The 15,116-nt window shown below is 63.3% G+C and carries 11 protein-coding genes; 1 reads left to right on the top strand and 10 read right to left on the bottom strand.

Annotated features, from left to right (window positions below; genetic code table 11):
* Positions 1-8: 8 nt before the first annotated feature.
* The 5 genes from OSH05_RS14320 to OSH05_RS14300 form a co-directional block, all read right to left on the bottom strand.
* A complete protein-coding gene (locus OSH05_RS14320) occupies positions 9-764 on the bottom strand; it encodes a hypothetical protein (RefSeq protein ID WP_104219886.1) in 756 nt (251 codons plus the stop codon).
* On the bottom strand, positions 761-3,004 hold the full coding sequence (locus OSH05_RS14315; RefSeq protein ID WP_165801624.1) for a GumC family protein: 2,244 nt from the start codon (positions 3,002-3,004) through the stop codon (positions 761-763). Before OSH05_RS14315 ends, OSH05_RS14320 begins: the two co-directional genes overlap by 4 nt.
* Positions 3,005-3,065: 61 nt before the next feature.
* On the bottom strand, positions 3,066-3,884 hold the full coding sequence (locus OSH05_RS14310; protein WP_104219888.1) for a metallophosphoesterase family protein: 819 nt from the start codon (positions 3,882-3,884) through the stop codon (positions 3,066-3,068).
* Positions 3,885-3,914: 30 nt separating this feature from the next.
* Entirely contained in the window at positions 3,915-5,432 is a 1,518-nt protein-coding gene (locus OSH05_RS14305) for an O-antigen ligase family protein (RefSeq protein ID WP_104219889.1), read from the bottom strand.
* Positions 5,433-5,580: 148 nt separating this feature from the next.
* Entirely contained in the window at positions 5,581-6,300 is a 720-nt protein-coding gene (locus tag OSH05_RS14300; RefSeq protein ID WP_104220015.1) for a sugar transferase, read from the bottom strand.
* Between the two features lie 735 nt (positions 6,301-7,035).
* On the opposite strand from OSH05_RS14300, the gene OSH05_RS14295 reads away from it, so the two are divergent.
* Positions 7,036-8,346, top strand: coding sequence for a porin (locus tag OSH05_RS14295; protein ID WP_104219890.1), 1,311 nt, complete (start codon positions 7,036-7,038; stop codon positions 8,344-8,346).
* Positions 8,347-8,425: 79 nt separating this feature from the next.
* Here the strand turns inward: OSH05_RS14295 and OSH05_RS14290 are convergent, their stop codons facing one another.
* From OSH05_RS14290 to OSH05_RS14270, 5 genes are all read right to left on the bottom strand, one after another.
* Complete coding sequence (locus OSH05_RS14290; protein ID WP_104219891.1) at positions 8,426-9,409, bottom strand: ABC transporter permease; 984 nt, start codon at positions 9,407-9,409, stop codon at positions 8,426-8,428.
* Entirely contained in the window at positions 9,406-10,935 is a 1,530-nt protein-coding gene (locus tag OSH05_RS14285; protein WP_165801625.1) for a sugar ABC transporter ATP-binding protein, read from the bottom strand. The genes OSH05_RS14290 and OSH05_RS14285 overlap by 4 nt, the downstream gene beginning before the upstream one ends.
* A 187-nt stretch (positions 10,936-11,122) precedes the next feature.
* The gene (locus OSH05_RS14280) at positions 11,123-12,118 is read right to left on the bottom strand and encodes a sugar ABC transporter substrate-binding protein (protein ID WP_165801626.1); all 996 of its coding nucleotides are present in this window, start codon (positions 12,116-12,118) and stop codon (positions 11,123-11,125) included.
* Between the two features lie 97 nt (positions 12,119-12,215).
* Positions 12,216-13,448 carry a metal-dependent hydrolase family protein gene (locus tag OSH05_RS14275; protein ID WP_104219894.1) on the bottom strand — a complete coding sequence of 411 codons (1,233 nt, stop codon included), beginning with the start codon at positions 13,446-13,448 and terminating at the stop codon, positions 12,216-12,218.
* Complete coding sequence (locus OSH05_RS14270) at positions 13,445-15,115, bottom strand: hydantoinase B/oxoprolinase family protein (protein WP_104219895.1); 1,671 nt, start codon at positions 15,113-15,115, stop codon at positions 13,445-13,447. Before OSH05_RS14270 ends, OSH05_RS14275 begins: the two co-directional genes overlap by 4 nt.
* Position 15,116 lies beyond the last annotated feature (1 nt).

Raw genomic sequence — 15,116 nt, 5'->3', positions numbered from 1 at the left:
CGACTGGCTCAGCCGGCGTCGCCTGTCGAGGGTGCCGCTGGCTGCGCCTTGGGCGCCCAGAGCTTGACGAAGTCAAGGAACCGCTTCTGATAGAACGGCTCGACCGTTTCAGCGACGCTTATGATGCGATCGCGGAAGGACGGATTGGCGAGATAGTTCCGGGCGAGGCTCTTGATGCCTTCCTCGGTGCGCAGCAGCAAAGCCAGCTGCGGATCGATCTGGCTTCGGAGTTCGTCGTCGACCTGATCCCGAAGGTCGAACATGAGCGGAGCCCGGCGGCGCGCAATCCACTGCTCGGTCGGCCCGGTGGCCAGCGAACGCTTCAGATACGTCGATGCGGCGGGGATATCCCCCGCCGTCTGCGCCAGGATCGCCGCGATCGTCCAGTCGTTGGACGAGGCGGGCGCAATCGTCAGATTGCGCGTCACGACGGTACGGCACGCTTCGAGCCGCGCCCGAGACTGATCGGCTGTCACAGCCGGATCATTCCTGCCCTGGAACCACCCCTGCACGCAGCTATCAATCCGCGCGCGGCGGGCGAAGCGGCTTTCCAGCTCGTAGAAGTGAGCCGGCCGCCGCTCCATGGCGAGGAAGACGGCCTGCTGCTGGCTGACCGGCTGCAGATTCATGGTGAAGGGCTTTGCCTCTCGCCAGGCGAGAAACCCTCCCAAGAACACCGTGACGCCGGCGAGGATCTGTACGCCGCGCAGGATGCGTCTGGTTCTGGCCCCGCGTCGGCGGCGCGGGGGTGTTGCGTCGCTCATCCCGACGCCTCGGCATAGTAGGACTTGTAGCGGCCGCGATAGCCATAACCGAACGATCCAACCTCGACCTGGTTGAGAACCACGAAGAACGGAACATTGCGGTAGTTGACACGTGACAGGTCGGAGAGCGCGGCGCGAACCTCCTGCTGCGACGTCTGCGCCCAACGCACGACGAGGACGGCAGCGGTCGAGTAGCGCAGCAACAGTCGCGCGTCGATGACGGGCAGCAGCGGCGAGCTATCGATCACGATGAAATCGAACCAGCCCTGCGCCAGCTCCAGCAGCCGCTCGAGACGGGCCGAATCGAGCAAGGAATCCGTCGCTCCGCGGCTTCCAGTCGTTCCGACGATCATCGAAAGTCCCGTCGCCGGGTCGATCGTGACGAGATCGCTCAATATGTCCTCGCCGGCAGTGCCTGACAGATAGTTGACGAAGCCGGGCCTCGCCTCGATCCCGAGGGACTTGTGCACCGTCGGGCGGCGCAGATCGCAATCGATCAGCAGCGTTTTCTTGCCGGATAGCGCGAACGCGCGGGCGAGCGACACGGCCGTCTGCGTCTTGCCTTCATTCGGAACTGCCGAGGTGACAAGGATCGTCTGAGCCCCGACCGAGCGGCGGCGCCGGCCGACATCGACGCCGAGACGAACGCGCCGAACGGCCTCGCTGTAAGGCGATATCGGATGCAGAATGATTTCGTTGGAGGCCAGCGCGCCGTCCGTCTTCCATCCGGCACTCTGCTCAAGGCTCGGGAGCGAGGAGAGCGTCGGCACGCCGAGCACCGATTCCGTCTGCGCTTCGTCCACGAAGCCGCCGACATAGTTCTCGCGCAGGAAGGCGAGGCCGAGGCCAAGTCCAATCGACGCCAGACCGCAGAGCATGAACAGCATGCGCGTGTTCGGGAAGCTCGGCGAGGACGGCGGCAAGGCCTTCGAGACGACGCGGCTGTCCGCGACCTGCAGGTCCTTCTGCGCCTCGATCGCCTTGGAACTGTTCAGCATGCGCTCATAGACGGAGCGGCTCGAATCCGCTTCCTTTTGCACCTCGTAGAGCCGCACCACCACGTCTTTCGGAAGGCTCGAGATGATCTTGTCGCGGCGCCTCTGCTTCAGATCATTCTCCTCCTGCTGCGCAGCGTCCACGTCGGCGCGAAGCTGGCTGACGGCGGTCAGAGCCTCAAGGTCAAGGCGCTTGTTGAGCTCTCCCAATTGCTCGCGAAGATTGACGGCCTTGGCGTCGTCCGCGCTGACACTCTGGAGCTGCTGCTCGACAGTCTGCCTGGAATCGTTGAGCGCCTTCAGCTGGTCCGACTGCACCGTGGCGACGAGCTGTTCCCAATTGCCGCTGCGGCGATACTGGTCGATTTCGCCGGCATTCTTGGCCAGATCGAGCCGCCTCGCCTGCTGCGAGTCGATGTCGCGCTGGAAATTGTTGATGTCGTCCAGCGTCGCCGAATCGTGAATCATCGTCAGATTGTCATCGACGAAGCGGTCGATCTTGTCCTCGGCCGAGCGGACCGAGGAAACGGCCGCCTCGAGGCGGTTCAGGATCTTCTGCTGCGCGATATCCGCCGTCTCGATCTTCGCGTCGATCTGCGCCCGAATGTAGTTCTCAGCCATGCTGTTGGCGATCGTCGCGGCCTTCTGCGGATCGGATGACTTGGCCGAGATTTCAATCAGATAGGTGAGGCCCTGGCGCGCGATCGATACCGTATTGCGCAGGTTCGACAGGACCGTATTGGCAATGGCCTCGGGCGTTGGCGGGCTGTCCTTCGCGCCGATCATCTCCTTCAGCCGGCTTTGCCAACCCGGCTGTGGCACGAAACCCGGATCCTGGGTCAGGTTCAGGTCGTCGACGACGCCAACCATGACGGCGGGCGATCGCAGGATACCAACCTCGCTCTCCACGCGTCCCGAATCGTTGGGCAGCAGCGAGACCTGGCCATCCGGATCGAGAATGTCCTTCTGGCGCGGATCGACCATGACGAGCGCCGACGCGGTGTAGATCGGCGTCAGCTGGAAGATGACGAGCGCGGCGATGCCGTTGACGACAAGGATGGTGGCAACGATCAGCTTGATCTGGCGGCGCAGCAGCCCGACGAGCGAACGAAGATCGAAGGTCCCAGCCACGCGCTGGGACTGGACGCTTTCCTCCGGCATCGCAGGGCCATGCTCGCGCCGCAAAGTCCAGGCGGCATCCGAGTTCTCGTCCACTTCGATCGCGGCTTCACCGTCTCGCTTCATTCGCTGCATTTCCATAACGCATTAATCCAAATTTCGAGACAGTCGATACCGCGTTCAGCGCTCACGAGACGGACAGGAATCGCACATTATCACGGTCCAACATGACCGCCGAAAGGGTGCCGCTCGCATAGCAGCCGGTGTCCACGGCTATCCGGTTGGGGTAGCGCATCGGTTGCTGTCCCGGCGTATGCCCGTGAACGACGACTGCACCGAAATCCTCGTCGCTCGACAGGAAAGGCTCTCGGATCCAGATGAGATCGCGCAGCGCCTGTTCGTTGATGTCGAGACCGGGCCGAACGCCGGCATGGACGACGAAGTAGTTCCGCCAGCGCAGCGATTTCGGCAGGCCCCGCAACCATTCCCAATGATCCGGCGGAACCAGGAAATCCATCATGCGCTGCAGCTGCCGAAAGTCAGCGCGGCTCTGCAAGCGGGGCACGTCGTCGGCGCCATAGGATTTGAGCGTCTCGAAGCCGCCAAAGCCTAGCCAATCTCCGGCGGCCACAGCGCTTTCCTTCGCCTCCAGCATCGCCTCCTCATGATTGCCAAGGAGGACAAACCGCTTGAGGTTGCCGCCCGGCGGCGTCATCGCATAGTCGATGACGTCGGCCGATTGCGGACCGCGGTCGATGAGATCGCCGACAAGCACGATCACGTGCTCACGATCGGCGGATCGCGATGCCAGTTCGCCGATACGGCGCTCCATTTCCTGAAGCTGCCTAAGGCAGCCGTGAACATCGCCGACGACATAGAGAATCTGGTCGTTGTCGGGCAAATCGATCGCTGCGTGACCGGCAGCCGTGGAGGCGAGCGGACGGGAACCGACAAGCGCCGTCGAAAGGCGGGCAAGCAGCGACGGCGCTCCCAGCGAGGCCCTCATTTCAGCTGGCGGCCGAAAAGGACGCCCTCCCTATTGCCCATTCGAGCCCTCCCCCATTCGTCTGGCGGCAGGTCCCTTCGGGCGAGCCGCGGCGGCGAAAGGCCCGGCCTCCAAACCCCGCGCCGCGCGAGGGCGGGCAACTTCGATCTCCGGTTCGGCCAATCGCTCACCGCTGTCGCTTCCGACCGCCTGCGCATAGCCGGCGGCCAGGACGGCGATGAACAGCAGTTCGATCGCCTGGATTTGAAGGCTGAAATCGACCAGCGAATGCAAGATGGCGATGGTTCCGACCGTGACGGCGGCAACGGGAGCGACGGAAGGCGTCGTGCCGAACAAGGCACGTGCGGTGCGCCAAAGGACGTAGGCGACTGCCGCCATGACGCCGAGCGCAAAGATGCCAAGATCCGCGAACAGCTCGAGATAGACGTTGTGCGCGCGGTCCCACACGACGTCGGCGCTGAGCGGCAGACGATGGAAGATGGCGAAGGCATCCTCAAACGTCCCGCCGCCAAAACCGACAAACGGCCTGTGCAGGATCATGCCGATCGTCTGCACGAAGAGCGGCCAGCGCAGATCCTGCGTCGCTTCCTGGCTCCCAAAGCGTTCGGTGAGTCCGCCCGCAGACAGCAATGCCACCATCAGCACGACGGTAACCAGCACAAGCGCGATGGCGAAAGCCGTGCGGCGGCGACCCGGCGCGCGCGCAGCGCCAAGGACGACAGGCATAACGAGCCCGACAGCGCCCACGAAAGCACCCATCCGGGAGGCCGTCAGCAGCAGCGCCGAGCCGATGATCGCGAGGCCCGCGCCATAGCCCGCAATGGCGATCAGGGCGTTGTCGAGCCGGAAAATCTCGCGGAAGGGCCGATTCTGCTTGCCCCGCTGGCGGGGCAACACGGCGTTGACCAGGAGAGACGACCCGATACCGAGGCCAAAGGCCAAGAACGTCGCGAAGGAGTTGCGATTGACGAAGAAGCCGGTTGCAAAGCCCTGATAGGTCCATTTCTGCATGAACAGCATCGTATCACCGAGCTGGAACAGCAGAAAAATGCCGATGCCGGCATGCGCGGTGACGATGGCGAACAGAGTCTGCATGAAACGATGCGCACGCACATCGTTCACCGTAATCTCGGCGACGAGGAAGAACAGCAGTCCGTAGGTGAGGTAGTTGAGCAGCATGAGGCTCGTCGCCGCCGTGTCCATGCTGATCCGCCGCCAAAGGCTGAAGTCGAGCGCCGCCGAAGCGTCGGACCATACGGGCGGCAGGAACAGATCGAAGGGCAGCGGCAGGAGTTGCACGGCCATCCATGCGGCCGAAATCGCGCCCAGGACTGCGGGCCAGTAAAGCTCTGCCAGCGGCAGCCTCAAGCGGCCAGGCTCTCTCGCCATGAAGCCGAGATACAGGAAGGCGATGAGGCCAACAGCGACGGCGTTCAGCTCCCAGAAGAACGGCCGGTTGCTTCCGACCGGAACGGGGGCTAGCGCCAGGAGCAGGGCGACCAGGACGAAGGAGACGCCGTTCGGGCCTGTCAGGGTGCGTCGATGCACGATCAGGCCTCAGATCGCTTTGCAGGGAGTTCCGTCACGAGACGATCCGTCCTCCGATTGGTCCCGTAGTTCCCCCGCCCCCATCCAGCATAACGACATCCAGAAGCGAACAATCGCAAAAGTCCGCCCCGACCGGTCAAACCGACCTTCAGAACGCGTTCGGCGTCAGCAGGCGCAGCGGCGTCTGCAGCAGGATCTTGATATCATAAGCAGGCGACCAGCGACGGATATAGGTGCGGTCGCAGCGCAGCCGAGAGCGGATCTTGTCCAGGCCATCCGTCGGACCGCGAAAACCCTCGATTTGGGCAAGCCCCGTGATGCCAGGACGCACCAGATGACGGTCGCAATAATTCGGGATTAGGGTCGCATAGGCTTCGTCCATGGCAACGGCATGCGGACGAGGACCCACCAGCGACATCTGGCCCAGCAGAACATTGATGAGCTGGGGAAGTTCGTCGAGACTGCTGCGGCGAAGCACGCGGCCGACGGCCGTTATCCGGGCATCGCCGGCGGAAACCTGCCGGAACGCACCCTCAGTCTCCATCACCGTCATCGAACGGAATTTCAGCAACATGAAGACGGATCGGTCGACGCCATATCTCTGCTGCCGGAAGAGCACGGGCCCCTTCGACTCCAAACGGATCGCCAGGGCGATCAGCAGCATGACCGGCAAAAAGAAGATCAACAGGGCCCCTGCCCCCAAGAGATCAATGACACGCTTCAATCGCGAAGCGTTGACCGCTTGAGCGCGGGATATGAGCTGCGATGCCGGGAAACTCCCGGATTCCTCATCTGTCTCATAGGCACCTTTAGAGACACCTCGACGAGGGTCGCCAATCAAGACACGTGCTGAATCATCAAAAAACATATAGGCCCCCGCAGCTGGCCAATTTTTGCACTGCAACATACAATTTGCAGCGCAGCACAATCCTTGTAGCCGCAGTCTGGATCGCCTTCAAGCGCTTTCTTGTCTCACAGGCTGGCGTTTCGCTGTGCAGGGAGGCTAGGGCAACAACATCGTATAGAAGTGTTGTGCAGCGGCATCGATAATTTCCTAACAATGCAGCTAAATCTGAGTTCAAACGCAACTTGGACCAATGACGCGGACAACACCGCTCGCCTTTGGCGTGTGCGACCTCCGGCCATGTCGCCGGCCCGACCACAAGATCGCTCGTGCAAATATAAGGCGGCTCATCGAAGCCAATGACGAGCTTCCGTACTTACCAGCCGATTCGTAGCTATTCGTCGCTTAGCCGGCGCATCTTCATCTGATCTATCGATTCGATTTGCCAAATTGATCTTCGGAAAAAGGCAATCTCAATAATCAATTCGATCCATGCGTTGTGCCAATTCAGCCACGAGGCGTTTTCATAAAGCCGTTACAATTTGTTGCAACGCACTTTTCAGCAGGCATTGAATACCAACTCGGTTAAGTTTGCCTTGCTCGCTGCGAGGGGTCGCCGCGAGCGTTGCGTGCACGTCAGTGCATGCGATCCATGCATTCGGGGTTGGGGGCGAACAGCGAGATCGGACGGCGCGAGGGTATCGCGTGGCCGTGAGGATCGTTGTTGCTTGCCCTCGACTTCGCAAATCGAGGTCAGACATGAATTTCAAGACTCTGCTTCTCGGCTCTGCCGCCGCGATGGTCGTGGCGGGCGGCGCTCATGCGGCGGATCTCACGGTCGCCGAACCGGTCGACTACGTGAAGGTCTGCGATGCGTTCGGCAAGGGTTTCTACTACTCTCCCGGCACCGATACCTGCATCAAGGTCGGCGGATACGTTAAGTTCGGTACGTCGGTTGGCGATACCGACTTCACGAACTATAACTCGACCTACCCGGACTCGAACTGGTCGAACTTCTACACGGAAGTGTCGATCCAGCTGACGGCCTCGTCGGTTACCGAATTCGGCAACCTGACCGGCTTCTTGGAAATGCGCGCGCAGACCGGCAACACGGGCGGCTTCAACACCTCCCTGACCCAGGCTGTCAACGCGACGACCAAGTCGGCCTATATGCAGACCGCCTACCTGTCGCTCGGTCCGGTCAAGGCCGGTTACTTCGACTCGCTGTTCGACTTCGGCCAGGGCTATAACGACACGGGCGGCTTCTCGTCGGACACCAAGACCGACCAGATCATGCTCAACTACACCGTGAACGGCTTTGGCCTCGCGCTTGCGGTCGAAGACCAGCGCGATCGCGGTTCGGCCGGCAATCTCGGCGGTCTGACCGCGAGCACGGCCGTCACTTACGGCTACGATAGCGGCACCGGCCAGTACTATCCGATCCTGAAGACGACCTATGCCGAGGGCGGTTCGGACAACATCCCGAACGTGATCGGCGCGATCTCCTATGCGTCGGGCATCGTCTCGGCGAAGCTCGCCGCGGCCTACACCGATATCGCTCTCGACCGTACCGGCACCGGAACGGCCAGCAATCCCTACGTCTTCTCGGCGCAGCAGGGCTGGGCCGTCGGCGGCAGCATCGAGCTCGCGCTCGACGCCTTCTCGGCTGGCGACAAGTTCCAGATCTACGGTGCCTATGGCGATAACGCCAACTCGTTCACCGGCATCGCCGGTGGCACCTCGGTGGCGGGCCTCAGCAGCTACACCTCCCAGGCGAATGCGGCCATGGCGCAGGGCACGAGCTGGAGCGCGTTCGCTTCCTACAAGCACGTGTTCACGCCGGCCGTTTATATGGCCGCGACCGCCAGCTATGCCGAATATGATGGCGACGGCTACTACCGTGGCGGCGACGCGCTTCAGGCGTGGCGTGGCGTTCTCGGCGCCGGCTGGACGCCGGTCAAGGGTCTCGATGTGCTGGCTGAAGGCTCGTACAACAGCGTGACGGGCGAAGGTTCGATCAAGGACGGCGACGCCTGGTCGGGCGTCCTCTGGCTGAAGCGCTCCTGGTAAATTCCGGGACCTTCGGGTTCAAAATGAAAGGCCCGGCGGATCGCTCCGCCGGGTCTTTTTCACGGCTACGATCTTTCGGTCAGCGCCGCTTGCGGCCCGCCGAGAGCGCCACGGCTACGACGATGATGAGGCCGGTCGTCAGGTCCTTGAAGAAGGGATTGACGTTCAAGATGTTGAAGCCGTTGCCAATCAGCGCCAGTAGCAGGACACCTGCGATCGAGCGCCAGACCGCGCCCTTGCCGCCATAGATCGACGTACCGCCGAGGATCACCGCCGCGATCGCGTCGAGTTCCATGCCCGCGCCGGCCTGGGGCTGGCCCATCGAAATGCGCGAGACCGCGATGACGCCGGCAAGCCCGGCTGCAAATCCGGTGAGACCGAAGGTGGCGATCTTGACCCAGTTGGTCCGCACGCCGGAAAGGATGGCGGCCTCCTCATTGCCGCCAACGGCGAAGACGCGGCGGCCGAAAGTGGTGCGGTTGAGCAGGAACATGATCGCCGCTGCGAACAGCACGAAGACGATCACGGCGATATTGACGATGCCGATCTTGCCGCGGCCGAGCCAGGCGAATTCCTCCATGCGCACGGGAATCAGCGCGCCGCCGGTGATCAGGATGGCGATGCCGCGAAATACCATGCTGCTGGCGAGCGTCGCCAGGAAGGAATGGACGTTGAAACCGGTGATGATCAGCCCGTTGACGATTCCAAGCGCCAGTCCAACCAGCGGACCGATCAGGATGCCGAGCATGGGATCGACATTGACGGCGACCCAGGCGGCGGAAACGCTGGCGACGCCAAACACCGCGCCGGCCGAGAGATCGAAGCCGCCGCCAACGATCACCAGCGTCAGCGCGCAGGCGATGATGGCCAGCGGCGCGCTCTGGTTCAGGATGTTGAGCAGATTGCGCGGCGTCAGGAACGAATCGGACAGGAAAGACAGCCCCACCATCAACAGCGCGATGATGATGAGGATGCCGTAGCGCTGCAGCCATATCACGGCCTGCCGCGAGATCGGGACGGATCGAGCGGAGGTCTGCCGCGCTGGCGTGGAGATATCGGTCATGACGGGGCTCCCGTGAGCGGGCCGACCGCGGCGGGGCGGTCGATGTTGAAGAGGCGGAAAAGAGCGTCCTCGACGCCAAGCGTGCGGCAATCGACGCTGTCGATGATGCGGCCCTCGCGCATGAGGTAGCCGCGATGCGACAGGCTGATCACCTCCTCGAGCTCAGAGGAGATCAGCAGTACCGCCGCGCCACCGCGCGCGAGTTCGACGATGAAATCATGAATACGCCGTCGCGCGCCGATATCGACGCCGCGGCTTGGCTCGTCGAGGATGACCAGGCGCGGCGCGCCATAGACCCATTTGGACAGCAGGACCTTCTGCTGGTTCCCGCCGGAATAATAGGCGACCTCGCCGTCGATATGGCCGGGGACGATGTTGAAATGGCGGATCATCTCGGCCGTTCGCCGTCTCTCCTCCTTCGGCCGCAGGACGCCGAATCGCGAGACGAGCCCAAGATGCGGCAGCGACATGTTGGGCCGCACGGATTGGACCAGATCGAGCCCCTGCTTGCGGCGGTCCTCCGGCACGAAGGCGAGCCCTCGCTCGACAGAGCGTCGCGGACTGCGATTGTCATAGGTCTCGCCTGCGATCCTCACCGTTCCGGTGGCGGGATCGGCACCGAAGATCGCCCGCGCTAGTTCGCTGCGGCCGCTGCCGACCAGCCCGATCAGGCCGACGATCTCGCCCGGCCGCACGTCGAGCGTGATGTCGTGAAGTCCCGAATCGCTGGTGAGGCCCGTGATTTCCAGGAGCGGCGCCACTTCGGCGGCCGGCGCCGGGGGCAGCGGCGGAAAGGCGACATCGGCGGGTTCGCCAAGCATGGCCTCGACGAGGCTCGCCTTGGTCTCGCCGGCAATGTCGCCTGTCCGGACGACGCGGCCGTCGCGCATGATGGTGACGCGGTCGGCGGTCGCCAGCACATGGTCGAGGAAATGCGTCACATAGATCACCGTGCGCCCATCATCGCGCAGAAAGCGGATCACATGATGCAGCTTCTCCGCCTCGTCGGCGGTGAGCGAAGAGGTCGGCTCATCCATGATGATGACGCGGGCGTCGCGGGCGATGGCGCGCAGGATCTCGACTTTCTGCCGCTCGGCGATGCGCAGATCGGCAATGAGGGTTCCGGCCTGCAGTCCGAAGCCGCAGCGTTCGTCCAATAAGCGGAACCGCGCGGCCTCGCCGCCGGAGAGGATGCCTCCCCGATTCGACTCCATGCCCAGGAAGACGTTCTGCGCCACGCTGAGTTCGGGGACGAGTTGCAGTTCCTGGTGGATCATGGCGATGCCGCTCGTCAGCGCGGCGCGCGGCGACCAGTGGCCCACCGGCTTGCCGAACACGGAAAGCGTGCCGGCGTCGAAAGAATAATAGCCGCCGATGATCTTGCCGAGGCTGGACTTGCCGGCGCCATTCTCGCCGATCAGCGCATGCACCTCGCCACGGCGGAACGAGAGATGAATGTCGTGAAGGATCTTCGCACTGCCGAAGCTCTTCTCGATCCCGGCAAGGCGGATGGATTCGTCTGACATGGTGGCCGTTTCCATCCCCTGCATCGTTTCGGGAACCTTCGAACAACCCGAACGGCCGTCATCCCGCGCGTGACCCGGGATCGATTCAGACTTGAGGCGTTTCAAGCCTGAATGGACCCCCGCTTTCGCGGGGATGACGGCGCATTCCTGATTGCGTACTTCGCTGGCGAAGCAAGCCCGGATCAGATCAGCCCTGCCATTCAGGCTTGTATTCGGGATGGGCATCCAGAACCGACTTGGTGATGATCGGCGGAACGGTGCCGAGCGACATCTCGTCGGTGAAGGCGGGGGTCGGCTTGCCTTCGAGCGCGTCGACGACGCCATTCAGGGCATATTCGCCCTCGCTCATCGGCAGTTGGGCCAGCGTCGCATCCCAGCGACCGGCCTTGATCGCGTCGATGGCGATCTGGTTCGCGCCGCCGCCGATCAGGTAGAGCGACTTTAGGTCCAGCCCGGCATCGTTGATGGCGATCTCGGCACCGACGAGGTGCTGATCGGCATTGGACAGCACGACATTGATGTCCTTGTGCGCCTGCAGCACGTCCTGCATGCCCGTCATCGACTTGTCGGGGTCATAATTGCCCTCGACCGTGGCGACGATCTCGATGTTCTTCTGCTCGCCGAGCGCCTTCAGATAGGTATCGTAGCGCAGATTATCGAACGGATAGATCTTCTGTCCGATGATGATCACGACCTTGCAGGGATTCTTGTCCTTGCAGAAATCGATGACGGCATCGGCCTGCGCCTTGGCGCCGATGGCGGGATTGGACGCGACCGTGGTGACGAGGCCGGGGACCTGCGGCTCCAGCACGTCGAGCTTCGGCCCGATCGGGAATAGTGTCGTCGCGACCTTGAGGCCGGCCTTCGTCGCCTCCTCGATCGCGGTGGCGATACCGATCGAATCGTTCGGGGCTATGACAATGCCCTGGAACTTGCCGCCGGCGACGATGTCCTCGACCTGGGAATATTGCTTGGTCGCGTCGAACTCGCCGTTGAAGATCTCTACCTCGACGCCGCGGGCCGCGGCGGCCTTCTTCACACCTTCGTAGATCGCCTGATTATAGCCGTTCTGACTGGAGGCGGCGAGGAAGGCGACCTTGTACTCGGCAGCCTGAACGAGGGCAGCGCTGGACAGGAGCCCGGCGAGGCCCACCGCCAGAGCTAGGACATTCGATTTCATCATGTGAACTCCGTGGTTCCCGAAGGCCCAGGGACGATCCCCGGACCGGTGATCTGGATGGCCGGATTGCGCGATCCGGCTCTTTGTTGGAGGTCTGGCCTCAATGGAGCGTGTTCTTGTAGAAGCGCCCGCCGCGCAGGATGGCGGACATATGGGCGCCGTCATCGGCGAGCAGCGTGATGTCGGCATAGGGATCGCCATCGACCACGAGGAGATCGGCCTGCGCGCCCGGCGCGATCACGCCGATCTCGCCTTCGAGCTTGCAGAGCTTCGCGCCGATCAGCGTCGCCGAGCGGATGATCTCCGCCGTCGGCAGGACGCGGGCGAGAATCTCGAACTCCATCGTGTGGTATTTCTGGAGTTCGCCGAGCAGATCGGAGCCGAACGCCATCGGCAGTCCGGCGTCTCGCATGATCGAAAGCGATTCGAGCCCGGCCTTGCGGACGATCTCGATCTTCGCCGCCGCTTCCTTGGAGAGCCCGAAGCGCTCGCCTTCCAGCGCCAGTCCCTCATAGGCAACGAGGGTCGGCACGGCGATCGCGCCCGCCTCGGCGGCAAGCCGTGCCGTATCGGACTGGATCAGGTTACAGTGTTCGAGCGAATGGACGCCGCATTCGACGGCGCGGCGGATCGCCTTGTCGGTATAGACATGCGCCGAGACATAGGTGCCGGCGTTCTCCGCCTCCTCGACGATCGCTTTGATCTCGTCGCGGGAGTACTGGATCGAGTGGATCGGGTCGGTCGGGGACGACACGCCACCATTGGCCATGATCTTGACGAACTTGGCGCCCTTCCTGAGTTCCTCGCGGGCAGCGAGGCGGCAATTGTCGACGCCGTCGACGATGCGTCCGAGATTGCCGAGCCGCTCTTCCATCACCTGCGTGCGATCATCGGTGCGAACGCGCTGATCGCAATGGCCGCCCGTCTGGGTCAGCCCCTTGCCGGAGATGATCAGGCGCGGGCCATCGACGACGCCCTGCTCGATCGCCATGACGAGGCCGAGATCGGCGCCGCAACAGTCGCGCACCGTCGTGAAGCCGCGCTGCAGGATCGTCTCCAGGATCCGGCCGGCCTTGAGCGCGATCAGCGAGGACGGCGCCAGCGTGTTGGCCGAGCCGTCAACCGTGGTCGAGACGACATGCAGGTGGCAGTCGATCAGCCCAGGCATCAGCGTCCGGCCGCCAAGGTCGATCCGTGTCGCAGAGGTGGATCGGATCGGATGTTCCGAGACTTCAACGATTCGGCCATCCTCGACGAGGACATCGATGCCATCGAGCAGCGCATCCTTCGACGGGTCGAGGAACCGCCCGCCGGTGAAAAGCAGGGCGCTCATGCTGCGGTCTCCGCCTGGTAGCCATAGATCTCGGCGGCGCGTTCCGCCGTCAGATAGCCGTTCTTGAGGTCGACCTCGATCGCGGCGCGGTCGCGCAGCTTTGGATCGCCGAAGCCGCCGCCATTGCCGGTAACGACGCGCACGATGTCATCGGTGTTGAGGGCTATATCCGTGCCGAAGGCATAGCGCTCGCTCGTCCCGCCGGTGCGCAGCACCTCGACATAATTCGGCGTGCCGTCGAGCCCGCCGGCCGCGCCCCATGGCGGAATGCGCGAACGCGTATAGCCCACGGACAGGAAGTTGTTGTCGGCCCGGACGCGGTAATGGACGTTGATGCCCTTGCCGCCGCGCCACTCGCCCTCGCCGCCCGGCTCGCCATTCAGCGCCATCTGGTCGACGGTCAGGCCATAGCGCGCCTCGGCGATCTCGGCCGGGCAATTGAACGTGTCGCCGTGGAAGCCGGAGAAGATGGCGCTGTTGCCGTCCCTGCCCTTCTCGGCGCCCCAGCCTCCAAGCTGCGGCTCGACGATCGTATAGTGGCGGCCGCTGTCGGGATGCGGCCCGCCGACGACCGTGCCGCAGATCGAGGCGAAATTCCCCGCCGGCACGAGGCCCGGCAGATGCGGCGCCAGGCAGCGCAGCAGCAGATCGAACAGGCGGATCTCGACCTCGGCATAATAGCCGAGCGCGCCCGGCTCCTCGACATGGAAGATCGTTCCCGGCGTCGTCAGGATGCGCAGCGGGCGGAAGAAGCCGCCATTGCCCGGCGCCTGCGGGTCGCTGACCGCCTTGAATGCCAGCTGGCAGGCGATCTCGACGCCCTCGCGGCTCGAATTATTGGAGCCGGACTGCTTCGGATTATCGTGAAGGTCGATCAGGAATTCATCGTCCCGGATCTCGATCATGACCTTGTGGATCGCGCCGTCGTCCTGCTCTTCCTCGAAATGGAAGACGCCCTTCGGCAAGGTCTTCAGCGAGGCCCGCGCGCGCCGCTCGCCCAGTTCCATGAAATCGGCCAGTGCCGCCTCGAAGGTGTCAGTGCCATATTTTCCGACCAGTTCGAGGATCCGTCGCTCGCCGATGCGCACGCCGGCGATGCCGGCCCAAAGGTCGCCGCGCAGATAATCCGGCAGCCGCGTATTGACGTAGAGAATATCGAACACGGCCTGGTTCGGGACGCCGGCATCGATCAGCTTGACCGCCGGAATGCGAACGCCTTCCTGGAAGATCGAGGTCGCGTCCGACGACATCGAGCCGGGAACCATGCCGCCGACATCGTTCCAATGCGCGATGTTGGAGGTCCAGGCGACGATCCTCCCCTCCGAGAATACCGGCATGGCGAGGATCATGTCGTTCAGATGCGTCACGCCGCCCCAATAGGGATCGTTCGACGCGAACAGATCGCCCGGCCGGATCGTCTCCGGCGGATGCTTGTCGAGAATGCGCTTCACCGCCTTGTCGAGCACGCCGATAAAGGCCGGAATGCCGGCGCCCGACGACGCGATCTCGCCATTGGCGTCGCAGATGCCAGTGCCAAGGTCGAGCACCTCATAGATGATCGCGCTCATCGACGTCTTGCGCTGCGCGGCGAACATCTCGTCGGCAACCGCTTCCAGCGCATTCTGGATGATGTCGAGCGTGACCGGATCGTGCTTGGTCTCGGACATG

This window comes from Kaistia algarum, from assembly GCF_026343945.1.
In the GTDB taxonomy this organism is placed as follows: Bacteria; Pseudomonadota; Alphaproteobacteria; order Rhizobiales; family Kaistiaceae; genus Kaistia; species Kaistia algarum.
This window is presented reverse-complemented; position numbering and strand designations above follow the sequence as displayed.